Raw genomic sequence first — 23317 nt, 5'->3', positions numbered from 1 at the left:
GTGCTATATATATGTATAATAATAAGTATTGAAATAGTTCTAGTAGCGATAATAAAGGGTTTTGTTTCCAAATTCATCAAATAGTTGATAGACTAAAGTTACAAATTATAACTTTTAATGATTTTAATACTGAACAATATTAGTAACCATATTTAAATTTCAATGTATTATCTTATTTTGTAACGCTTAAATCATTTTACTCTGTTTTTTAAGATCTATCTAATTTAAATGATTATATATTTTTAAAAAATAAGTTGTTTAAGTTAAGTTTGGGCAATAAATATTAAGGCTATATAAAGATTGTGTAAATCTAATTGGTTAGTATAGCATTATAGTGATAAAAATTGATAAAGTGAAATTGAAGTAATTGAAATGAAGGTGTTTAATATGCAAATAAGAGTTATAGTGCCCTGTTATAATGAAGGTGAAGTAGTATTAAAGACTTATCAACGTTTGACTGAGATATTATCAAAAGATAGTCAACATCATCAATATGACTATGATTTACTATTTGTAGATGATGGTAGTAAAGATCAAACAATAAAATTTATTCAAGATGTAGCGACTAAGGATAATCATGTGAAATTTATTTCGTTTAGTCGCAATTTTGGAAAAGAGTCTGCGATGATTGCAGGTTTCCAAAATAGTGAAGATTGTGACGCAGCAATTATGATAGATGCTGATCTGCAACACCCGCCTGAATTAATACCCCAAATGATTGCTGGCTATATGGACGGTTATGATCAAGTTGTTGCGAAGCGTGACAGAAAGAATGAAAAACCAACTAGAAAATTCATGACAAGATTGTATTACAAAATGATTAATCGTTTTGTAGAAGATATTAAATTGGAAGATGGTGTCGGCGATTTCAGATTGCTGAGTCAACGTGCAGTGCATTCATTGACTGATTTAGATGAATACAACCGTTTTTCAAAAGGGCTATATGAATGGATTGGGTATAACACCAAAGTGTTTACTTATGAAAACGTAGAAAGAGAAGACGGGGAATCTAAATGGTCATTTGGTAAATTGTTAAATTATGGTATTGATGGCTTGATATCCTTTAATAACAAACCCTTACGTGCAATGATTTATCTTGGTTTTATTGTGTTCTTTATCAGTCTATTGTATATCGGTTATAGTTTTGCAGGAATTGTGTTTAATGGTATTGAAACACCAGGTTATTTCTCAACTATTGCTGCAATATTACTATTAGGTGGTATACAAATGATTTCAATTGGAATCGTTGGTGAATATATTGGACGTATTTATTATGAGGTCAAACAACGACCGAAATATATTGTACAAGCATCGAACTTAAATTGTTCAAGTCAACGAGTGGAACGTAGCTTTGAAGAAACTATGAATGAGCGTTTTAAACAAGATCATCAAAATTATGAAAGTAAGATAAATGAAAGTGAAGAAGAGAAAAAACTTGTTAAAAATAGATAATAATTAAAACTTAGATGTTTTAAAGTGCGAGTAGGACAAAAATTTATTTTTAAATAAGATTTCGTTGTATGAGCCAAGCTCGGCAAAGATGACTAGAAAATGGAATACAAGAGCTGAAGTGCGCGCATAATAACAACTTAACTTTATAGATGAAGTAGTGTGGTTATTTAAAATATTGATATGAGTGCATTTTCAATTCAGTCAGCTACTGCCAAATTAAAAAGTGAGGTTGAGACAAAATACATGTCTCAACTTCACTTTTTTTTGTACACTTTCTGTAGGCGCAGTATCAGCATTTAGTATCCGTCTAGTGCTTTATTAACTAGTAGTTAGGAGTCAGTCATCATCAATAGCCTTTTCAATTGGCATTAAATAATGGAATTAATAAACACAGATTGACTCAAGAGAATTAATAGCTATAAAAAATAAACCAAGTGCCTTTGCAGCATTTGGTTTATCGCCTTGATTTAAATTATTAATGTTTTAGATTAGTAATTTTATTTTTTACGTAATTTACCGAAAATAAATGAAACAATTGCTACTAGAATAATTGTCCCAATAAGTGCTGGGAATATTGCGATGCCACCTAAATGCCAACCCCAATCACCAAGTAACCAAGAGCCTAGTGCGGAACCTACAATACCAGCGATAATATTACCTAAAATACCACCTGGTATATCTTTACCTACGATGCCACCAGCTATCCAACCGATTAAACCACCGACTATTAACATAAGTATAAAGCCCATATTGTTTTGCCTCCTTTATTATTCGTTCGACTTCTAATCTATACCACGAAATATAAAAGGTTAATCATTTATGTGAAGAAAATATATTCTGCCATAATAAGAATGATATAAATAATAAATGAATAATTAAAAAAGCATACCAATAAGGTGTTAATAGTGTCATTACTGATGATGATGCAATAATTAATATTTGGCCCACAAAAATAGGGCGTCGAATACGATTCATAAATTTAAGTTGTTCTTTTTCCTTTGGTTGAAATGTGCTATAAAAAAGCATGATAGCGCCTATGATAAAAATGGCTGGGGCTAAATAAGGAATAGACATATAAAATGAATCATGACTTGTACTATAAGTAAGTATTAAGGATGTACTCATTATAATAGTAAGAACAATCGCAATAAATTTTTGATCTGTTATAACGTATACAGTTACTTTTCTATTTATATACAATTGTAATATGGCCCAAATGATGAGTTGCGCACTTGTATAAAATGCGATGTAGTCATATTCACCGACGAGAAATAAATTGATGAGACCATTTACAGATAAAGCAATGAGTATAGAGCTAAACTTAAGTTGTTTGAAATTCTGACGATATAAATCAATTCCAAGAATAATTAATACCGCAGCTATATTTATAATTATATTTATTAGCATGTTGCTCTCCTAACCTAGATACTTCACTGCAACATTATACCAATTAATATTACGTTAATCATTTAATAACAATTAATTATTTAAATTTACATAAAATATTAGGTCAAATAGAAATAAATATGTTTTTCTTATATATATTAGCAGTGATAGTTATCCTAACGATTTAAAGTCACTAAAATGAGTGACACCGTTATGTGGATAAGAAGCATTATACAACGTATCGTACGAAATACTCAATTTAAACACCTTTTTTATTACTCCATAACAATGTGTGTAACTGTGGTAAGACGTAAACATTATTCATATCACTGCTTGCCATTACACGATCGACGAGTGTTTCATATAATGATAATAACTTTTCAGTATGTGATTCAACGTAATCGCCATCTAGATAAGGATTACCTACTTGTAAATAAAAAGGAATCGTAGGGTATCTATGGTGCATCATTTTAGCAAAATCGTAATCCTGGTCATCAAAAATTACTACTTTTAAATTTAAAGAAGCAGGTATACAATTTTCAATAACTTCATCTAATATTGGTAGATTAGGTTTCATTTTTGAACTTGGGGGTTTCGGACTAATAGTTAAGTCATCAATTTGTGTCATCCAAGGTTGGAATTTACTCCCTTGAGTTTCTAATGCGCTATAAATGTTTTTAGTTTCAAAAAGATCGACTAAATCCTGAATGCCTTTTATAAGAGAAGGGTTACCTCCAGAAATTGTTACGTGATTAAATGAGTCACCAGCAATTTCATAAAGTGAGTCGTATATTTCCTCAGCGGTCATCATGCGTATATCTTCTTTAGCACTACCATCCCAAGTGAAGCTTGAATCACACCAACTACAACGATAATCGCAACCAGCTGTGCGAACAAACATCGTTTTTCGTCCAATCACTCGGCCTTCACCTTGAATTGTTGGACCGAAAATTTCTAAAACAGGAATTTTACTCATATTTGGACTCCTTTGGTCTATAGACCACATAACTTGTTGGCGTTTCTCTAACATAAACTTGTAGACATTTAGGCTGGTTGTCTCGTTCATTTAATGAAGTTTGCACCATTTCATAAATAGTCTGTGCAACGATTTCTGTTGATGGACTCTTGCCTTTGAATTGAGGTAAATCATTGAGTAAATGGTGGTCGAATTGGTCATGAACTAATTTTTTTAAGTCGCTAAAATTCACTAAAAAACCATTATGATCTAATGTGTCGCCACCAATTGTTAAATTTACGAAGTAGGTATGACCATGTGTACGCATACATTTTCCAGCATCTTCACTAGGAATATAGTGGGCTGCAGAAAAGTTGAAGTCTTTATTAAGTTCAAAGCTATAAGGATGTTGAACGTTAGGATAATTTTGTTGGAACACGTTATTCAGCTCCTTTTTCTTTTAGATAAGCGTCTAAACCTCGTGCTCTTAATTCACAAGCAGGGCATTCTCCACAACCTTCACCGATAACGCCATTGTAGCAAGTGAGCGTATTGTATCTAATATAGTCTAGTACGCCAAGTTCATCGCTTAGTGCCCAAGTTTCTTTTTTATCTAACCACATTAATGGTGTGTGTATAACGAAATCTTTATCCATAGATAGAGATAAAGTAACATTCATTGATTTTATAAAACTATCTCTACAGTCAGGGTATCCAGAAAAATCAGTTTCACAAACGCCAGTAATAATATGTTTCGCGTTTGTTTGATATGCAAGCGCACCTGCAAATGATAAGAATAAAAGATTTCTGGCCGGTACAAATGTATTTGGCACGCCGTCTTCGCCAACTTCAATATCCATATCATGCTGCGTTAATGCGTTTGGTGTAAGTTGAGAAAGTAAGGACATATCTAATATGTGATGTTTTACATTTTGTGTTTCAGCAATTTGCTTTGCTACTTTAATTTCTGTATCGTGCCTTTGTCCATATTCAAATGTCACTAATTCTACATCATCGTAATGTTGTTTAGCCCAAAATAGGCAAGTCGTGCTATCTTGTCCACCACTGAAAACCACGATGGCTTTATTACTGTTTAAAGATTGTTGCGTCATAATATCTTGCACTCCTTAATAATGTCATACTAGCTTTGACTCATTTTCGCTATGACACCATAAAAAAACGCCTATCCTTATAAAAAAGATAGACGTTGTTTACGTGTCTAGTTTTTTATAGAGGGTGTCAGCTAGGAACCTCTTTATATTCATTTATACGGTGATAAGAATAATACATTTAAACTGTAAAATCAAGTTGAGATTTGGGATAATGAGTATAATAGGTAGTGAAAGATACATAACGAGGTGAAGAAATGATACTAATCATTGATAATAAAGATTCATTTACATACAATATTGTAGACTATATTAATCAAAGTTATAGTGGGGCAGTTAATGTAGTAGATGTTGATGAGGTTACTACTGAGAAGATTACGCAAATGTCTCCAGATGCTATAGTTATTTCTCCAGGACCAGGATCACCTGATGATTATCTTATATTAAATGAAGTTATAAAAGTTTTTTCAGAACAAGTTCCAATTCTAGGTGTATGTCTAGGATTTCAACAAATAACGACTTATTTTGGCGGAGATATTATAAAAGGTGATAAACCGATTCATGGTCACACAACTCAAATTCAACATGATAACAGTGGTATTTTTAAAGGTTTAGCCGATACATTTTATGTTATGCGATATCATTCTTTAATTGCTGATACTAAGACATTTCCAAAAATATTAAAAGTTACAGCAACAAATCAAGAAGGTATCATTATGGCGTGTGCACACAAAACGTTACCTGTTTTTGGTGTACAGTATCATCCTGAATCTATCCTGAGTGAATATGGTATTGAACAAATAAAATTATTTATAGAAATCGTGGAGGGTTCTCATGCAGATACAATTTAATTATCGCTATTTATTAGACGAATCAGAATATGAATCCCATCAATACCAATTTACGCAGTGTAAAGATAAATTAATCGCATATCATTTAGACGAAGTAGGCAGCGTTATACAATTTGCAGAAATGCATCAACACCAAGGTAGCTATGTAGCTTTGTATTTACCGTATGAAGCGGCACCTTTTTTTAATGAACAGATGGCTACAATACAAATACAGGGTGAATATGTTTTTGCAGCTGCTTATGTTTTTGACAAAAAGGAAGATATAACATTAACTGACAAAAAAGATCAATACATACCAAAATGTGATTTTAAATTTCAATTAAATAAATCTCAATTAATTACTCATATTAAAGCAGTTCAATCCGCAATTATTGAAGGTAATACATATCAAGTGAATTATACGACACGTTTGACTGATGACATTCATTATCCGATTGCTACATTATATGAAGTGTTACAGCAGCAAAATCATGGTTTTTATTCTGCTTTAATCGATACAGATGAAGTACAGTTAGCTTCTCTTTCGCCAGAATTATTTTTCCAACGTGGTCCGTTTGAAAATCGCAAAGATGTATTATTAAGTAAGCCCATGAAAGGTACTATAGCTAGAGGACATTCAGAAACGCAAGATCAGCAAAATTTACATACGTTAATGAATTCAGTTAAAGATAAAGCGGAAAATGTCATGATTGTGGATTTGTTACGAAATGATATTAGCCGTATTGCAGAGACAGGAACTGTAAAAGTCTATAAACCATTTCATATAGAACGCTACAACACTGTGTTTCAAATGACGTCGATGGTCACAGGGACGTTACATCAAGAGACTAAACTCATGCATATCTTAAAAGCATTATTTCCGTGCGGTTCTATTACAGGAGCACCAAAAATCAATACTATGAAGTATATTAAAAAGTTAGAGCAAACCCCGAGAAATGGTTATTGTGGTACAGTTGCCTTGTTGTTGCCTGAAGGGAAGTCCATTTTCAACGTGCCTATTCGAACGATTCAATACATGGATAACCAAGCCATATACGGCGTGGGTGCAGGTATTACTATAGACTCTAAGCCTGACGATGAAGTGCAAGAATTTAAGGATAAAACAAAGATATTGGAGAGGTTATAATGCAGTTATTTGAAACGATGCGTTTGGAAGAAGGAAAGTTTCCGCGCCTGCCTTATCATAAAAAAAGAATAAAACAGTCTGCTGAGCGACTTAAATTTAACTTGGATGAAGTGAAATGGAATCAGTTAATCGAAATGTTAATGAATGATTATCCAACAGGTGCGTATCGCATAAAAATATTATTAGACCAAGATGGATCACTAGATTATGTTGTTGCAACCTTATCTGATAAAAATAAATTTACAGCAAAATTAGTACCTTTACCAGATAATGTAAATAAACCTGAATTAATAAATAAGACAACTATTAGAAAACATTTATCACATAATCATCAGACTGATCTTGTGTTGTTGTATGATTCAAATGGAAAATTATTAGAATTTGATATTGGAAATATCATGATAAAAGAAGATGAATGCTATTATACACCTCTATATAATGAAGATTTCTTGCGTGGTTGTATGAGACAATCACTTATAGATGATGGGAAATTATCGCAAAAAAATTACGATATAAATGATTTTAAAGATAAAATATTGAAAAACCAGATACAGGTTTTTCTTATAAATAGTTTGCGAGAGGTTGCCGAGGTTGAAATTTATCTATAGAATATAGAAAGTATAAACATTGGGTTTACTATGAATTCAGAGACGGGACCCATTATAGAAAATCGTCAACGTGAAAATATGTGAGTTGTGACAAATTAGCCTTTGATTTACATAGGTAAAATAAGGCGTATCATAGTATTAAATTTAGTGATACACAAGCATTCCCAATAGACTATATACAAGGGTGCACTTAAATAATTACGTAATAAATTATAAACAGCGAGTGGGGCATAACGATGATATTAGTTTGGATACTGACAATGATTTTAATAACCTTGCTTTCAAAATGGTATGTAAATCGTTTGCTGAAGAAACAACAGATTTATATTGCAAGATTCGTAATTACCATCTCTTGCATGGTTCAATTTGTAATAGTCTATTTTCTAGTGAAAGCACTTGTGGGTTATTTGGTACAAGGGTTAAATGTGTTTTATCATTAGTAAGAATATAAGAGGTGAGCCTATGAAAATATATAGCCAGGGAGACCAAGCAATTGTAGTTTCTATTGAAAAAGAAGTCTCTAAGGATTTAACAGAAGATTTATTAGCATTAAAAACGTATTTATTAGAAAAAGATTATCCTTTTATAACTGAAATTGTACCTACTGAATCAGATATGATGATTTGTTATGATGCGCGAGACATGATCAAACACTACAATATTAAATCACCATTTTTATATATGAACGCATTAATGCAAACCGTACAACTAGAGATTATACACGAAGAGCAAGCGTTTGAACCAATGGAAATTCCAGTTGTTTATGGTGGAGAATTTGGGCCTGATTTAGCGGCTTTATTAACGCATTATAAATTAGATTTTGATAAATTTGTGAAACTACATACGAAACATACGTATTTTGTCTCAATGATGGGTTTTACACCTGGATTCCCTTATCTTACCGGAATGGATAAGCGTTTATTTGTTAACCACACAGGTGGCAAAAAAACATTTATTCCAGCAGGTTCTGTCATAATAGAAGGGAAAAAGACAGGTATTACTACAATAGATACTTATGGCGATTGGTTAGTCATTGGCTATACACCTATTCGTTTGTTTGACCCAGAACTAGCAGATTTTACTAAGCTAAAATTAGGCGATAATGTTAAATTTAAAGCAATAACAGAAGAAACGCTGGATCTAGGAGGCTTCGAACCATGTCAATCATAATAGAAGGTGAAGGATTATTCTCAAGTTTCCAAGATTTTGGTCGTAAAGGCTACGAGCACAACGGTGTTATTCCTGGTGGCGCACTAGATCCATTATCTCATGAAATAGCGAACAGACTCGTTGCAAATGATAAGCGTGAAGCTACGTTAGAGATGACAAATAGAATGGCGAGCATTCGTTTTACTGAATCGACATTGATTGCGTTAAGCGGTGGTAGTTTTAAAGCTAAAACAGAGCATATGAAAGTATTACCAAATAAATTATACTTAATGGAAAAAGGTGACGTACTTGTATTTACAGAGACAAATCGCACTTCTAGAGTATATTTAGCAATCGGTGGTGGTTTCGAATTAGATGAATGGTTAGGCTCAACCTCCACCGACTTCAAAGTCAAAATTGGCGGTTTTCATGGACGTAAATTGCAAAAAGGCGACGAAATTAATATGAAACGCGACTATACTGAACGTCACCTTAAATTGTTTGAAAATCTAGAAGAAAAACATCAAACAGACTGGGGTATTGATGGTTATGCACTTTCCTTTAACTATATGTCCGATGTTTTTCATGTCATTAAAAATAAAGGGACAGAAGACTTCGAACAAGAAGCGTTAAGTCACTTTACGCTTGGAGAATATAAAGTCACGAGTAAAGCAAATAGAGTCGGGATGTATGTAGAAGGACAGCCCGTGAAGGCTTTTTATGAAGATATGCCGGCACATCAGTCTGTTCAAATAGGCACGATACAAGTTAAAAGAGATGGCACACCGATTATTTTACTCAATGACCATTATACAATAGGCAGTTACCCACAAATTGGGACAATAGCGAGTTATCATTTAACTAAGTTGGGTCAAAAGCATCAAGGTACAAAATTAAAGTTCCAATTTATAGATATTGAAACTGCAGAAAAGAATTTAATTAAATATACGAATTGGTTAAACCAATTGTTTCATGGTATTGAATATAGAATGCAGTTAGAGATGTTGAAATAAAAAATAGCAAGTCTATATATTACTGAATAAAGGATAATATATAGACTTGCTGATCAGCTGTAACGCCTCAAGTTAATTTTTCGAGGGTTACAGCTTTTTATATTGCGCATATTTAGATATATAACTTTTGAGTTTTTGTAGAAAGCTTTCTAGAAGGGCATTATTATTTCGTGAAATATTAAAATAAAAATTCATTTCATATACGACTCTAGTCCGATTAATATAAAAACCAAGCAGAGTATAATTAAAAAGCATATTATTTCTTAATGATATATTCACAGCCAATTAACAAGCCTTTAACAAAACGGTGGCAAAACGTTAAATTATGTTTGAAAGTGTGTTTTTACTTGAAATTTGACCGGAATTGCTTTATATTTATACATTGAACTATATGCGTTTTGTTACGGAAACATTACAAAATGATAAAAACTGTGAAGATGACGTTAAGCAATAATCGAAAACGTTAACACAATTTACACTATATAGATAAATGAAAAGTTTCTAAATTAGAATATATAAAACTTAAAATTTCAAAAACTATAACTTTAGTTCACAATTGAACAAGCTAATAAAATTCTAGTGTATAGAAATTTAAATTACATACACAGCTGATCAGGATTTTAAAAAACTTAACCTAAAGAAGATAACTTTTGCCAATAACGACCTTTGTTTAGTTAGGGATACTAACATCGCTAACAACATATTAAACACAGTAACTTTGCCAATTTTTTACTAGGTATGGATTATTTTCCAACCTATATTAATCTATATCGGGGGAAACAAACATGAGTCTACACAAAAAGAAATTAACTCTTTTTGCGTTTTTTATTCTGACCGTGCTTACTGTCGCATTTAAAACGTATTTTTCATATTATGTTGATTTTTCTTTAGGTGTTAAAGGGTTAGTACAAAACCTAATCCTATTAATGAATCCATACAGTTTAATCGCTTTAGTATTAAGTATTTTCTTATTCTTTAAAGGGAAGAAAGCATTCTGGTTCATCTTTATTGGTGGCTTTGTTTTAACTTTCCTACTATACGCGAACGTTGTTTACTTCAGATTCTTCTCTGATTTTATAACGTTTAGTACATTGAACCAAGTTGGAAATGTTGATTCAATGGGCGGCGCAGTGACAGCTTCATTTAAATGGTATGACTTTGTATACTTTATTGATACAATCATTTACCTTTTTATCTTGATATTTAAACAAAAATGGTTAGATAAACGTGTATTCAGTAAAAAGTTTGTGCCAGTAGTTATGGCAGCTGCAATTGCCTTATTCTTCCTGAATTTAGCTTTTGCTGAATCAGATCGTCCTGAATTATTAACACGTACATTCGATCACAAATATTTAGTGAAATATTTAGGACCGTATAATTTCACTGTCTATGATGGTGTGAAAACAATTCAAAATAACCAACAAAAAGCTTTAGCAAATGAAGATGACTTAACTAAAGTGTTAAATTATTCGAAACAAAAACGAGTTGAACCGAACCAAGAGTATTTTGGTGCAGGTAAAAAGAAAAATGTTATAAAAATACACTTAGAAAGTTTCCAAACTTTCTTAATTGATAAAAAAGTCAACGGAGAAGAAGTAACACCATTCTTAAACAAATTATCATCAGGGAATGCAGGTTATAGATATTATCCAAACTTCTTCCATCAAACGGGTCAAGGTAAAACATCAGACTCAGAGTTTACATTGGATAATAGTTTGTATGGTTTACCTCAAGGTTCAGCCTTTTCATTGAAAGGTGATAACACTTACCAAGCATTACCAGCAATTCTTGATCAAAAACAAGGTTATACATCTAATGTAATGCATGGTGACTACAAAACATTCTGGAACCGTGACCAAGTGTATAGACACTTTGGTATAGATAAATTCTATGATGCGACCTATTATGATATGTCTGAAGAAAATCTTGAAAACCTAGGTCTTAAAGATAAAGAGTTCTTTAAAGAATCAGCAGATTACTTAGCTAAAGAAAAAGAACCATTCTATAGTCATTTAATTACATTAACAAATCATTATCCATTTACTGTATCACCGGAGGATGCAACAATAGAATCGCCAAACACTGGAGATTCAACGGTAGATGGCTATGTTCAAACAGCTAGATATCTAGATGAATCATTAGAAGAATTTGTTAATGAATTGAAGAAAAAAGGTCTTTATGAAGATTCCGTTATAATGATTTACGGAGACCACTATGGTATTTCTGAAAACCATAATAAAGCTATGGAAAAATTATTAGGTGAAGAAATTACTCCAGCTAAATTTACTGACTTAAACCGTACAGGTTTCTGGTTGAAAATACCAGGTAAAGAAGGCGCAGTAGATGAAACGTATGCTAGTCAAGCAGACGTTATGCCTACACTGCTTCATTTAATGGGAATTGATACGAAGAATTACCTAATGATGGGTACAGATATGTTATCGAAAGAACATAACGACACAGTGCCTTTCAGAAATGGTGACTTTATAACGAAAGATTATAAATATGTTAATGGCAGAATTTATGATAATAAAACGAATGAACCAGTAACAGAAGAACCGAAAGATTTCGATAAACGTAAACAACAGGCTGAAAAAGATCTACAAATGAGTGACGATTTGATTAATGGTGACTTATTGAGATTCTATGACAATCCAGATTTCGAAAAAGTGAAACCTTCTGAGTACGAATATAAGCCAGGTCCAAAAGGAAATGAGAAAAAATAATAGTTAATTTATAGAGCCCATATACCTAATTTAGGTGTATGGGCTCTTTTTAAATTTCACTTTAGATTCATTCGACTACATATTTAAAAAATGACAAAAAATAGCTATGGTACTTTTTCAAGTGCCCATAGCTATTTTTCTAATTAGGTTTATGTCTAAACCATTTTTAATACAAAATTTACGTCCTTATCCAAGTGCGACATCAAGTATCATCATGATTGTGAATCCTAACATTAGACTTAACGTTGCAAGGTCTGTATTATTACTTGCTTGAGAATCTGGTATAAGTTCTTCAACCACAACGAATATCATTGCACCTGCAGCAAATGCTAAAGCATATGGCAACATAGGGGTGATCATTATCACCGCAGCAGCACCGACTACAGCAAATATAGGCTCGACGATGGCTGATGCTTGTCCATAATTAAAAGCTTTCCATCTTGATGCACCTGCAGCGCGTATTGGCATTGACAATGCTGCACCTTCTGGAATATTCTGTATCCCGATACCGATGGCTAATCCAACAGCGCCTAAAAATGTTGCTTGACCATTACCAGAAACAATACCACCAAAGGCTACACCTATAGAAAGACCTTCTGGAATATTGTGTAACGTAATTGCCAATACAAGTAATGTGTTTTTGTTGAGTTTTTTAGTACCTACACCTTCATGAAATTGATTAGTGTCTTTGGTATTTGGATGTATATGAGGAATAACTAAATCTAATCCACGAATAAATAATCCACCCAATAAAAAACCAATAGCAGCAGGTAACCATGGGAAAGCTGTGCCTTCACCATAAGCAATGGCTGGCTGTAATAATGACCAAAAGCTTGCAGCAATCATAATGCCTGCAGCAAAACCTTGCATTGAGTTCAATAACTTATCGTTAACTCTTTTGAAAATAAATACCGATGCTGCTCCTAATGCAGTAAGTAGCCATGTGATAAGACCAGCTATTAATGCTTGGATGTAAGGAGGTAAGTTTTGGAAAAATTCCGACATAAGCTTCTCTCCTTTGTATCATTTGAGTTCAAAAAGGTGTATAATATATAGAACTGAAATTAAGTTTAACAGATATAATTACTATTTTCGATATTTAAAAATTTCGATATTAAAAAGGATGTAGAATGATGGAAGCATACAAAATTGAACATTTAAATAAGTCATATGCCGATAAGACTATTTTCGATGATTTACATCTCTCTATTTCTGAAGGAGAAAAAATAGGACTCGTTGGTATAAATGGGACTGGCAAGAGTACTTTGTTAAAAGTAATAGCAGGACTAGACGAAGATTACGATGCGGAAATATCACATCCCAATTCGTATCGCGTTCGTTATTCTTCTCAAAAACAAGATTTTGATCGAAATATGTCTGTTTTTGAAGCAGTACTAACCTCAGAAACTAAAACACTTCAAGTTATACGTGCATATGAGTCTGCACTGAATCAATATAGTACGACCCAGAGTGAGTCAGATTTACAAAAAATGATGCAAGCACAAGATGCAATGGATGCGAATCAAGCATGGGATTACAGTGCAGAAATCAAGACGATACTTTCTAAATTAGGTATTCATGATACGACAAAAGAAGTAAGTGAACTTTCAGGTGGTCAACAAAAAAGAGTGGGTCTTGCGAAGACACTTATTGAACAACCTGATCTATTACTTCTAGATGAGCCTACTAACCACTTAGATTTTGAATCTATCAATTGGTTAATCAATTATGTGAAACAATATCCACACACGGTGTTATTTGTCACACATGATCGCTATTTCTTAAATGAAGTATCCTCACGAATCATCGAATTAGACCGTGGGAAATTACGCACTTATGCTGGTAATTATGAGGCTTATATAGCACAACGTGCAGAAAATGAAATTATCGAACAAAAACAACAATCGAAACAACAATCTTTATATAAAAAAGAACTTGCTTGGATGCGTGCGGGAGTAAAAGCACGAACTACAAAACAACAAGCACGTAAAAATAGATTTAACGATTTAGAACAAGACGTCAAAAATCAGCATCAACAAGATAAAGCATCTTTAAATCTTGCTTATTCAAGATTGGGTAAACAAGTCTTTGAATTCGATGCTCTGACTAAGCGCATAAATGATAAGACATTGTTCGAAGACATCACTCAAATAATTCAAAGTGGTCAGCAAATTGGTATTGTTGGGCCTAATGGTGCTGGTAAAACAACATTGTTAAATATATTGAGTGGCGAAGATCAAGCCTTCGAAGGTAATCTGAAAATTGGGCAGACCGTAAAAGTTGCTTACTTTAAACAAAGTGAAGAGCGATTAGATCGTGATGTAAGAATGATTGATTATTTAAGAGAAGAAAGTGAAGTAGCTAAAGAAAAAGATGGTACTTCAGTTTCAATTACACAACTACTCGAACGCTTCTTATTCCCAAGTTCCACACATGGTAAAAAAATATATAAATTATCAGGTGGTGAACAAAAAAGACTATATCTGTTGAGATTATTAGTCCATCAGCCGAATGTCTTGCTATTAGATGAGCCAACAAACGACTTAGATACTGAAACGCTCACAATATTAGAAGATTATATTGAAACATTTGGCGGCGCTGTAATCACAGTAAGTCATGATAGATATTTCTTGAATAAAGTAGCCCAAGAATATTGGTATATTCACGATGGTACAATGGAACGTATTATAGGGACATTTGAAGATTATGAAGCATATAAAAAAGAACAAGATAAAGCCCAAGCACAGCAAAAGCAACAGAAACAACAAACACATGTAAAACAAAATACGAATAAGAAAAAAGGGCTATCTTTTAAAGAAAAGCAAGAATATGAAACAATTATTGAACGTATTGAAATTACTGAGCAAAGATTAGAAAGCATCGATGAAGAAATGATTGCAGCAAGTTCAGATTATGCTAAAATCAAAGAATTAACTGAAGAACAACGTCGTCTTAACCAGACGTACGAAGATGATATGGCAAGATGGAGTGAACTAGAAGAACTAAAAGAACAATGAGGGATTGTTAACATGGAATCAACATTATCGCATTATTTTGGCTACGATACATTTCGTCCGGGTCAAAAAGAAATTATAACAAAAGTAATGAATCATCAAAATGCGCTAGGTGTATTACCTACTGGCGGGGGAAAATCAATTTGTTATCAAGTTCCGGGATTAATGTTGGGCGGTACGACAATCGTTATCAGTCCATTAATTTCGCTAATGAAAGATCAAGTTGATCAATTAAAGGCCATGGGTATACGCGCGGCGTACTTAAACAGTAGTTTAACTCAGAAACAACAAAAAGAAATAGAGGCACAACTTAGAAAAGGTGAAATCCAATTTCTATATGTGGCGCCTGAACGTTTCGATAATGCTTATTTTGTTCAAATGGTGCAACAATTAAATATACCGTTAGTTGCTTTTGATGAAGCACACTGTATTTCTAAATGGGGTCACGATTTTAGACCGAGTTATCGAGATGTGATTCATAAGGTATTTGCATTACCACAAGATTTTACAATTGTAGCACTTACTGCAACTGCGACAATTGAAGTTCAAAAAGACATTATGGATCGCTTGAATATTAATAAAAATGACGAGATTAAAACAAGTACAAAACGTCGAAATCTAGTCTTTCAAGTCAATCCTACATATCAACGACAAAAATTTGTGTTGGAATATGTTAAAAAATATCAAAAAGAATCCGGCATTATTTATTGTTCAACACGAAAACAAGTTGAAGAATTACAAGAAGCGTTAGCGATTAATGATATTAAGAGTACAACCTATCATGGTGGACTATCGAACAAAGAGCGTGAAGCTGCCCAAAATGATTTTGTTTATGATCGTGTACGCGTAGTTGTAGCTACGAATGCTTTTGGTATGGGTATCGACAAATCCAATGTAAGATTTGTTATTCATTATAATATGCCTGGCGATTTAGAATCATACTATCAAGAAGCAGGTCGTGCAGGTCGTGATGGCTTAAATAGTGATTGTATTTTATTATTTAGTGAACGTGACATCGGCTTACATCAGTATTTTATATCTTCATCGAAAGCAGATGATGATTATAAAGATAAGATGGGCGAAAAATTAAATAAAATGATACTTTATACAAAAACTAAAAAGTGTTTAGAAGCAACACTTGTACATTATTTTGAGCCGAATGAAAAGCTTGAAGAATGTGAACAGTGTAGTAATTGCGTAAGAGAAAATAAAACGTACGATATGACAAATGAAGCAAAAATGATTGTGAGTTGTATTGCACGTATGAAACAGAAAGAAAGCTATAGCGTCATTATACAAGTATTAAGAGGCGAAGAATCTGATTATATTCGCTACTGTGATTATAATGAATTGTCGACACATGGTATTATGAAAAACTACACTACATCAGATTTAAGTCATCTTATTGATGAATTGAGATTTAAAGGCTTTTTAAATGAGTATGATGAAATATTAACTTGTGATAACTCTGTGAAAAGTTTATTGAGTGATCAAGTCACTATATTTACGACGCCATTTAAACGTAAAACTACAGAAAAAGTTAATATCAATACCGTTGAAGGTGTGGATCGTGCACTATTTGATGAACTTATAGCTGTACGTAAGCAGCTAAGTGAGGACTTGAGTATTCCGCCAGTAAGTATCTTCTCTGATTTTACACTAGAAGAATTTGCTAAAAGAAAGCCAGAATCAAAACAAGATATGATTTTAATTGATGGCGTAGGTAGTTACAAATTAAAACATTACTGTCCAATGTTCTTAGAAACCATTCAATCTTATAAAGCAAAAATATAATCAAGTTAGTTGTTGTAGTGCCACATAGCTTTCTGCTTTTAATAAATATAACCATAACCGCGAAGTTAAATTTCAAATTTTAATATACTATGTAACAAAAAATCATAGGTATATTTTTGATTTGAGTTAACTTCGCTTTTTTGTAAAAACAAGTTATTAATGAAGTAAAACAAAAACTTTGATAATTGCTTGATAAATACATGAATTATATGAAAATAGGGAATAGTTGTAGTAAATGTGAATTTAATCTAATTTTTTAAAATAGAGGACAGTAAAGTGAAGGTGACAAAATGATAGAATTTAAAAATGTAGTGAAAAAATATGGAGATAAAACTGCAGTCGATGACATCAGTTTTAATATAAAAAAAGGCGAATTTTTTGTGTTAATTGGTCCTTCAGGTTGTGGAAAAACAACGACCTTAAAAATGGTCAATCGCTTAATTTCGTTATCTGAAGGATATATTTATTTTAATGATAAACCAATTAGTGATTATTCTATTTATGAAATGCGTTGGGATATTGGCTATGTACTGCAACAAATCGCACTTTTCCCTCACATGACAATCAAAGAGAATATCGCTCAAGTGCCACAAATGAAAAAGTGGAAAGAAAAAGATATTAATCAACGCGTGGATGAATTATTGAATATGGTGGGTTTAGAACCTGAATTATATAAAAATCGTAAACCAGATGAGTTGTCAGGAGGTCAGCAGCAACGTGTAGGCGTGGTTCGTGCATTGGCCGCCGATCCGCCAGTGATATTAATGGATGAGCCATACAGTGCGCTAGACCCGATTAGCCGTGAAAAGTTACAAGATGATTTAATTGAATTACAACAAAAAATTAAAAAAACGATTATTTTCGTAACACATGATATTCAAGAAGCAATGAAACTGGGCGACCGTATATGTTTATTAAATGAGGGTCGAGTTGAACAAATTGATACACCAGAAGGGTTTATTAAAAATCCTAAAAATGACTTTGTGAAGCAGTTTATGGGAGATAAAGTAAAATGTACGGTTAATGATATGAAATTATCTGAACTGGTTAGCAATTTACCAAACAATAAATCAGAAATGACTCATGAAAGTTATCCTGTTGTACAAAGTGATTATTTTGTACGCGATATTTATGAGCATTTAATTGACCATGAAGCAATTATTGTCGATGACGAAGCAGCTTCTACACAACATGTGCTAAAACGAGAAGATATATTTAAAGTTTTGTCAGAAAGCAAAGGAGGTCATAATGGATGAATGAATTCATTAACACTCTTGTAGAGCGCAAAGGTCAATTATTAACAACTATTTTTGAACATATGCAAATATCATTTATTGCTTTATTAATAGCGACTCTGATTGGTGTTCCCTTAGGCATTCTGCTTACAAAAACGCGTAAACTTTCTGAAGTCGTGATGAATATTGCAGCTATACTACAAACGATACCATCACTTGCTTTACTCGGTTTGATGATACCGCTATTTGGTATAGGTAAAGTGCCAGCCGTGATTGCTTTAGTCGTTTATGCTCTACTACCTATTTTGAGAAATACATACACGGGTATTAACGAAGTTGATGCTTCGTTAATAGAAGCAGCAAAAGGTATAGGTATGAAACCAGGACGCCGTTTGAGTAAAGTAGAATTGCCAATTGCGATGCCGGTAATTATGGCGGGTATTCGCACAGCTATGGTATTAATCATTGGTACGGCAACATTAGCAGCTTTAATTGGTGCAGGTGGTTTAGGTGACCTTATATTATTAGGTATCGATAGAAATGATACGTCATTAATACTTATCGGTGCCATTCCAGCGGCCTTGCTCGCAATCTTATTTGATTTAGCCTTACGCTTTATGCAAAAAATGTCATACAAAAAATTACTGATTGCATTAGGTGCTATCGTATTAATCTTATTATTGTTTATAGTTGGTCCGTTGTTAGCGCAAAAAGGAGATAAAGTGACTTTAGCAGGTAAGCTTGGTTCAGAGCCTTCAGTGATTACCAATATGTATAAAATTTTAATTGAAGAAGAAACAGATCATACTGTTGAAGTTGAAGACGGATTGGGTAAAACAGCTTTCTTATTTAACGCCTTAAAATCAGATGATATAGATGGTTATCTTGAGTTTACAGGGACAGTCCTCGGTGAATTAACAAAAGAAGATCTACAGTCTAAGAAAGAAGACGAAGTATACGAACAAGCTAAATCGAGTTTAGAAAGTAAATATGATATGACGATGTTAAAACCAATGGAATACAATAATACGTATGCCTTAGCAGTGAAAAAAGACTTTGCAGAAGAGCATGATATTAAAACAATTGGTGATTTAAATAAAGTCAGTAGCAAAATCAAGCCTGGCTTTACATTAGAATTTAATGATCGTGAAGATGGCTATCCAGCTGTGAAAAAAGCATATGACCTTGATTTAGGAGACGTCAAAACGATGGAACCTAAATTACGTTATCAAGCAATTGAAAGTGGCGATATCAATTTAATAGATGCATATTCAACAGATGCTGAATTAAAACAATATGATATGGTCGTTCTAGAGGATGATAAAGATGTCTTTCCACCATATCAAGGTGCGCCTATGTTTAAAGAATCCTATTTAGAAGAACATCCTGAAATTAAAGCACCGCTAAATAAATTAGCAGGTAAAATTTCAGATGAAGAAATGCAACAAATGAACTACGATGTGACTGTGAAAAAAGAAGACCCATATGAAGTTGCAAAAGCATATCTAGAAAAGCATAATTTAATAGATTAAACATTAACTCTTTTATTACGGGTTCGGATGATGAGCGATAAGAATAACACGCTTAATTTATCTGAACTCGTTTTTTTACTAATTACAAATCAAACTGTTTGATGAGGACACATTGATTTTAAACTATTATTGGGTTTATAATAGTTATTAAGTTTTGAAATTTCTGTAAATTTAAGGAGGCCCGAAGCAACAATGAAAAAGCAAATTGAACAATTATCAGCATATGAACCAGGTTTATCGCCTAGAGCATTGAAAGAAAGTTACGGGATTGAAGGTGAATTATATAAATTAGCTTCAAATGAAAATTTATATGGTCCGTCACCAAAAGTTAACGAGGCGATTCAAGCACATTTAGATGAATTGCAATTTTATCCTGAGACCGGTTCTCCATTAATCAAAGAAGCAATCAGTAAGCACTTAAATGTTGATGCATCACGCATATTATTCGGAGCAGGCCTAGACGAAGTCATTTTAATGATTTCACGTGCGGTACTCACTCCTGGAGATAAAATAGTAACAAGTGAAATGACGTTTGGACAGTATTATCATAATGCAACCGTAGAAGCTGCAAATGTAGCACAAGTGCCTATGCAAAATGGATGTTTTGATTTAGAAGGTATATTAGCAGAGATTGACGATGATACGAAACTCGTATGGTTATGTAATCCAAATAATCCAACAGGCACTTATTTTACGCATGAAGAGTTACAACATTTCTTAACACGTGTACCAAGTCATGTTCCAGTAATTATAGACGAAGCCTATGTAGAATTTGTAACTGCGGAGGATTTCCCTGATACATTAGCCTTACAAGAGCAATTTACAAATGCATTTTTATTACGCACATTCTCTAAAGCATATGGCTTAGCAGGCATGCGTATTGGTTATGTCGTTGCAGCTAAAGAAGCGATCGAAAAATGGAATATTATACGTCCACCATTTAATGTAGGACGCTTATCTGAGTATGCAGCGTTGGCAGCATTAGAAGATCAAGAATACTTAGCATCTATTCGCGAACATAACGCGCAAGAGAGAGCAAAATTCTTTGAATTAGCTGTAAGTGATAGATTTTATCCAAGTCAAACAAACTTTGTCTATATCAATACAGACAAACCGCATGATTTATATGAAGCATTTTTAAATGTTGGTTGTATTACAAGAGAATTTCCTAAAGGGGTTCGAGTGACAATCGGTTTTCCAGAACAAAATGATAAAATGATCGAAGTACTTAAAAGCTTTGAATTTTAATTATAATCAATGATGATGACGTTCAACGAGACTAAAGTGTGTATGTAAAGATAAATATAATAAACCAATTCATTTAAGATGATGAGAAGTGTTATGTGAATAGCATTTAACATGGTTTAAATTATATTTATAAGTACAATTTTGGTTTAGTTGAACGTTATTTGTTATACTTAGAAGTGAAAAAAGGAGTTATATGTAGTCGCTTTTTACATAGTGTTTTGGCTATATATAATAAAGATTGAAGCTATTGAAAAGGGAGTAGAGTAGTAAATGACGAGAAAATCGATTGCTATTGATATGGATGAGGTACTTGCTGATACAGTAGGTGCATTACTTGATGACGTGAATAAACGCACGGATTTAGGGATTACATATGAGATGTTAGACGGGATAAAATTAAGACATGCAATGCCTGAGCATGATGGCTTACTAACAGAAATTTTAAGGGAACCTGGCTTTTTCAGAAGATTACAAGTTATGGATGATGCACAAGATGTCGTTAAAAAACTAACTGAGCATTATGATGTATATATTGCGACTGCGGCAATGGATGTACCGACTTCATTCCATGATAAGTATGATTGGTTAAGACACTTCTTTCCATTTTTAGACCCTCAGCATTTTGTATTTTGTGGTCGAAAAGATATTGTTAAAGCGGATTATTTAATCGACGATAATCCTAGACAGTTGAGCATCTTTACTGGTACACCGATTATGTATACTGCAACGCACAATATCAATGATGACAGATTTGATCGTGTGAATAATTGGAAAGATGTTGAGAATTATTTCCTAGGAGATAGTGAGTACAACATTTAACCATTTAAGTGTTTGAGATATGCGTTTTAGATACAAATATATAACAACATAAAAACGGTGTTTTCTACTTTATTTCACGTAGAAAACACCGTTTTTTTAGTTAATTGAGAAACTTATATCTCAGCCACTTTGCTAGTTAAAATATAACGATTTTTGAAACTAAGTGGTTGTTTGTAATTTAAAACATCGCGTTAAAGCTTAATTATTCTGATTCAGTATCGGTCACTTGTTTATGTTCTGGAAGTGTTAGTATTTGAATAGCATCAGGCACAACTTCGATTTGAAGCGGTGTTTTTAAGTCAACTTCACCATCAATGTCAACTTTCATCTGTGGGTCAGTAGCGATGGTGATTTTCTTCGCTAATACATGTTTAATACCATCCGTCATATTATTCCAATTCATACTGTCACGTTGCTTAAATATATCGTTTAAGACACTGGTTCTTTCTTCTGTGAAGATAAATGTATTTAAATAACCATCATTGGGAGATAAATCAGTTAAAGGTATACGACTGCCACCTATGAACGGGCCATTCGCTACTACAAGCATTGTGGTATTACCTTCAATTTCATTTTCATCGACAGTTATTTTATAGTCAAAGTGTTCTGGATTAAGTAATGTTTTCACTGTAGAACCAACGTAACTTAGTTTACCAAAGACATCTTTGTTACCGTTTTGTACATTCTCTGCGTTTTGTACAATCAGCCCCATGCCTACAAAGTTTAAAGCATATTCATCATTTACTTTCATAACATCATAAGATCTTAGTTCTGCTTCTTTAAGTTGTTCACTTGCTACTTTATGACGTGGGTGCAAATTTAATGTTTTTACAAAATCATTAAACGTCCCGCCAGGTATAATACCGATTGGGATATCGAGCTGACTTTGCATCATGCCATTAACGAGTTCATTTACCGTGCCGTCTCCACCTAAAATAAAGATAATATCTACATCATCACTATAACTTTGTTCTTTTATTTTTTTACAATAAGTAATTATGTCTCCTTCATTTTCACTTAATTGGATAGAGAGATGTTTACAAAATGTTGTCAGTGAGGATGCTACATCTCCGAGCCCGTTATATATATCTTTTATACCTGAGTGTTCATGGTAAAATAATACGCCGTGTTTAAATTTTGATTGTGTCAATTTATTCACCATATTTCTTAGAATTTTGATTTACCTATTAAGTTTACCCGATTTTCACTAAAAATAAATAAAAAAGAGCGGAGAATACGAAATCAAAACTTGAAATTTGATTTCGTATTCCCGCTCTCATAGGGCTGACTAAATATCGGG

General features: G+C 33.0%; 20 protein-coding genes. 13 read left to right on the top strand and 7 right to left on the bottom strand.

Going from position 1 to position 23317, the window contains the following annotated elements; translation table 11 throughout:
* Window positions 1-387 precede the first annotated feature (387 nt).
* Window positions 388-1452, top strand: a complete 1065-nt coding sequence (locus AOB58_RS06085) for a glycosyltransferase family 2 protein (protein ID WP_064783094.1) — start codon at window positions 388-390, stop codon at window positions 1450-1452.
* A 497-nt stretch (window positions 1453-1949) separates the two neighbouring features.
* Here AOB58_RS06085 and AOB58_RS06080 read toward each other — a convergent pair whose 3' ends face one another.
* The 5 genes from AOB58_RS06080 to queC all read right to left on the bottom strand — a co-directional run bounded on the left by AOB58_RS06080 (window position 1950) and on the right by queC (window position 4905).
* Entirely contained in the window at window positions 1950-2201 is a 252-nt protein-coding gene (locus AOB58_RS06080; protein ID WP_021339421.1) for a GlsB/YeaQ/YmgE family stress response membrane protein, read from the bottom strand.
* A 64-nt stretch (window positions 2202-2265) separates the two neighbouring features.
* Window positions 2266-2859, bottom strand: coding sequence for a hypothetical protein (locus AOB58_RS06075; protein ID WP_064783093.1), 594 nt, complete (start codon window positions 2857-2859; stop codon window positions 2266-2268).
* Window positions 2860-3097: 238 nt separating this feature from the next.
* A complete protein-coding gene (queE, locus tag AOB58_RS06070) occupies window positions 3098-3814 on the bottom strand; it encodes a 7-carboxy-7-deazaguanine synthase QueE (protein WP_064783092.1) in 717 nt (238 codons plus the stop codon).
* A complete protein-coding gene (gene queD / locus AOB58_RS06065; protein WP_021339423.1) occupies window positions 3807-4232 on the bottom strand; it encodes a 6-carboxytetrahydropterin synthase QueD in 426 nt (141 codons plus the stop codon). Before queD ends, queE begins: the two co-directional genes overlap by 8 nt.
* A gap of 1 nt (window position 4233) precedes the next feature.
* Window positions 4234-4905, bottom strand: coding sequence for a 7-cyano-7-deazaguanine synthase QueC (gene queC / locus AOB58_RS06060; protein ID WP_021339424.1), 672 nt, complete (start codon window positions 4903-4905; stop codon window positions 4234-4236).
* Window positions 4906-5159: 254 nt separating this feature from the next.
* On the opposite strand from queC, the gene AOB58_RS06055 reads away from it, so the two are divergent.
* The 6 genes from AOB58_RS06055 (at window position 5160) to ltaS (ending at window position 12375) form a co-directional block, all read left to right on the top strand.
* Window positions 5160-5753: an anthranilate synthase component II gene (locus tag AOB58_RS06055; protein WP_064783091.1), complete on the top strand. Its 594-nt coding sequence runs from the start codon at window positions 5160-5162 to the stop codon at window positions 5751-5753.
* A complete protein-coding gene (locus AOB58_RS06050) occupies window positions 5737-6879 on the top strand; it encodes a chorismate-binding protein (protein WP_064783090.1) in 1143 nt (380 codons plus the stop codon). Before AOB58_RS06055 ends, AOB58_RS06050 begins: the two co-directional genes overlap by 17 nt.
* A complete protein-coding gene (locus AOB58_RS06045; RefSeq protein WP_064783089.1) occupies window positions 6879-7487 on the top strand; it encodes an aminotransferase class IV in 609 nt (202 codons plus the stop codon). Before AOB58_RS06050 ends, AOB58_RS06045 begins: the two co-directional genes overlap by 1 nt.
* 462 nt (window positions 7488-7949) lie before the next feature.
* A complete protein-coding gene (gene pxpB, locus AOB58_RS06035) occupies window positions 7950-8657 on the top strand; it encodes a 5-oxoprolinase subunit PxpB (RefSeq protein ID WP_064783088.1) in 708 nt (235 codons plus the stop codon).
* On the top strand, window positions 8645-9649 hold the full coding sequence (locus tag AOB58_RS06030) for a 5-oxoprolinase subunit C family protein (protein ID WP_056935362.1): 1005 nt from the start codon (window positions 8645-8647) through the stop codon (window positions 9647-9649). The genes pxpB and AOB58_RS06030 overlap by 13 nt, the downstream gene beginning before the upstream one ends.
* A 785-nt stretch (window positions 9650-10434) precedes the next feature.
* Window positions 10435-12375 (top strand): polyglycerol-phosphate lipoteichoic acid synthase LtaS, encoded by a 1941-nt coding sequence (ltaS, locus tag AOB58_RS06025; protein ID WP_064783087.1) that lies wholly within the window; start codon window positions 10435-10437, stop codon window positions 12373-12375.
* A gap of 186 nt (window positions 12376-12561) precedes the next feature.
* Here ltaS and AOB58_RS06020 read toward each other — a convergent pair whose 3' ends face one another.
* Window positions 12562-13380: a ZIP family metal transporter gene (locus AOB58_RS06020; protein WP_021339431.1), complete on the bottom strand. Its 819-nt coding sequence runs from the start codon at window positions 13378-13380 to the stop codon at window positions 12562-12564.
* 128 nt (window positions 13381-13508) lie between these two features.
* Here AOB58_RS06020 and AOB58_RS06015 point away from each other — a divergent pair, with 128 nt between their 5' ends.
* The 6 genes from AOB58_RS06015 to AOB58_RS05990 all read left to right on the top strand — a co-directional run bounded on the left by AOB58_RS06015 (window position 13509) and on the right by AOB58_RS05990 (window position 22017).
* A complete protein-coding gene (locus tag AOB58_RS06015; RefSeq protein ID WP_064783086.1) occupies window positions 13509-15392 on the top strand; it encodes an ABC-F family ATP-binding cassette domain-containing protein in 1884 nt (627 codons plus the stop codon).
* Window positions 15393-15404: 12 nt separating this feature from the next.
* On the top strand, window positions 15405-17183 hold the full coding sequence (gene recQ / locus AOB58_RS06010) for a DNA helicase RecQ (protein ID WP_002508312.1): 1779 nt from the start codon (window positions 15405-15407) through the stop codon (window positions 17181-17183).
* Between the two features lie 290 nt (window positions 17184-17473).
* Window positions 17474-18439, top strand: coding sequence for an ABC transporter ATP-binding protein (locus AOB58_RS06005; RefSeq protein ID WP_064783085.1), 966 nt, complete (start codon window positions 17474-17476; stop codon window positions 18437-18439).
* A complete protein-coding gene (locus tag AOB58_RS06000; RefSeq protein WP_002508310.1) occupies window positions 18436-19950 on the top strand; it encodes an ABC transporter permease/substrate-binding protein in 1515 nt (504 codons plus the stop codon). The genes AOB58_RS06005 and AOB58_RS06000 overlap by 4 nt, the downstream gene beginning before the upstream one ends.
* Before the next feature lie 192 nt (window positions 19951-20142).
* A complete protein-coding gene (gene hisC / locus AOB58_RS05995) occupies window positions 20143-21198 on the top strand; it encodes a histidinol-phosphate transaminase (protein ID WP_064783084.1) in 1056 nt (351 codons plus the stop codon).
* Window positions 21199-21468: 270 nt separating this feature from the next.
* A complete protein-coding gene (locus AOB58_RS05990) occupies window positions 21469-22017 on the top strand; it encodes a 5' nucleotidase, NT5C type (protein ID WP_002508308.1) in 549 nt (182 codons plus the stop codon).
* 202 nt (window positions 22018-22219) lie between these two features.
* Here AOB58_RS05990 and AOB58_RS05985 read toward each other — a convergent pair whose 3' ends face one another.
* Window positions 22220-23179: a diacylglycerol/lipid kinase family protein gene (locus tag AOB58_RS05985; protein ID WP_064783083.1), complete on the bottom strand. Its 960-nt coding sequence runs from the start codon at window positions 23177-23179 to the stop codon at window positions 22220-22222.
* Between the last annotated feature and the right edge of the window lie 138 nt (window positions 23180-23317).

The organism is Staphylococcus sp. AntiMn-1, assembly GCF_001663395.1.
Taxonomy (GTDB): domain Bacteria; phylum Bacillota; class Bacilli; order Staphylococcales; family Staphylococcaceae; genus Staphylococcus; species Staphylococcus equorum.
Note: the sequence above shows the minus strand (reverse complement) of the source record. Positions and strands in the feature narration are given on the sequence as shown.

What these genes read in the sequence shown, in the direction of transcription:
- AOB58_RS06085 (WP_064783094.1), top strand. Translation starts at nt 388, where the DNA reads ATGCAAATAAGAGTTATAGTGCCCTGTTATAATGAAGGTGAAGTAGTA.
- AOB58_RS06080 (WP_021339421.1), bottom strand. Translation starts at nt 2,201, where the DNA reads ATGGGCTTTATACTTATGTTAATAGTCGGTGGTTTAATCGGTTGGATA.
- AOB58_RS06075 (WP_064783093.1), bottom strand. Translation starts at nt 2,859, where the DNA reads ATGCTAATAAATATAATTATAAATATAGCTGCGGTATTAATTATTCTT.
- queE (WP_064783092.1), bottom strand. Translation starts at nt 3,814, where the DNA reads ATGAGTAAAATTCCTGTTTTAGAAATTTTCGGTCCAACAATTCAAGGT.
- queC (WP_021339424.1), bottom strand. Translation starts at nt 4,905, where the DNA reads ATGACGCAACAATCTTTAAACAGTAATAAAGCCATCGTGGTTTTCAGT.
- AOB58_RS06055 (WP_064783091.1), top strand. Translation starts at nt 5,160, where the DNA reads ATGATACTAATCATTGATAATAAAGATTCATTTACATACAATATTGTA.
- AOB58_RS06050 (WP_064783090.1), top strand. Translation starts at nt 5,737, where the DNA reads ATGCAGATACAATTTAATTATCGCTATTTATTAGACGAATCAGAATAT.
- AOB58_RS06045 (WP_064783089.1), top strand. Translation starts at nt 6,879, where the DNA reads ATGCAGTTATTTGAAACGATGCGTTTGGAAGAAGGAAAGTTTCCGCGC.
- pxpB (WP_064783088.1), top strand. Translation starts at nt 7,950, where the DNA reads ATGAAAATATATAGCCAGGGAGACCAAGCAATTGTAGTTTCTATTGAA.
- AOB58_RS06030 (WP_056935362.1), top strand. Translation starts at nt 8,645, where the DNA reads ATGTCAATCATAATAGAAGGTGAAGGATTATTCTCAAGTTTCCAAGAT.
- ltaS (WP_064783087.1), top strand. Translation starts at nt 10,435, where the DNA reads ATGAGTCTACACAAAAAGAAATTAACTCTTTTTGCGTTTTTTATTCTG.
- AOB58_RS06020 (WP_021339431.1), bottom strand. Translation starts at nt 13,380, where the DNA reads ATGTCGGAATTTTTCCAAAACTTACCTCCTTACATCCAAGCATTAATA.
- AOB58_RS06015 (WP_064783086.1), top strand. Translation starts at nt 13,509, where the DNA reads ATGGAAGCATACAAAATTGAACATTTAAATAAGTCATATGCCGATAAG.
- recQ (WP_002508312.1), top strand. Translation starts at nt 15,405, where the DNA reads ATGGAATCAACATTATCGCATTATTTTGGCTACGATACATTTCGTCCG.
- AOB58_RS06005 (WP_064783085.1), top strand. Translation starts at nt 17,474, where the DNA reads ATGATAGAATTTAAAAATGTAGTGAAAAAATATGGAGATAAAACTGCA.
- AOB58_RS06000 (WP_002508310.1), top strand. Translation starts at nt 18,436, where the DNA reads ATGAATGAATTCATTAACACTCTTGTAGAGCGCAAAGGTCAATTATTA.
- hisC (WP_064783084.1), top strand. Translation starts at nt 20,143, where the DNA reads ATGAAAAAGCAAATTGAACAATTATCAGCATATGAACCAGGTTTATCG.
- AOB58_RS05990 (WP_002508308.1), top strand. Translation starts at nt 21,469, where the DNA reads ATGACGAGAAAATCGATTGCTATTGATATGGATGAGGTACTTGCTGAT.
- AOB58_RS05985 (WP_064783083.1), bottom strand. Translation starts at nt 23,179, where the DNA reads ATGGTGAATAAATTGACACAATCAAAATTTAAACACGGCGTATTATTT.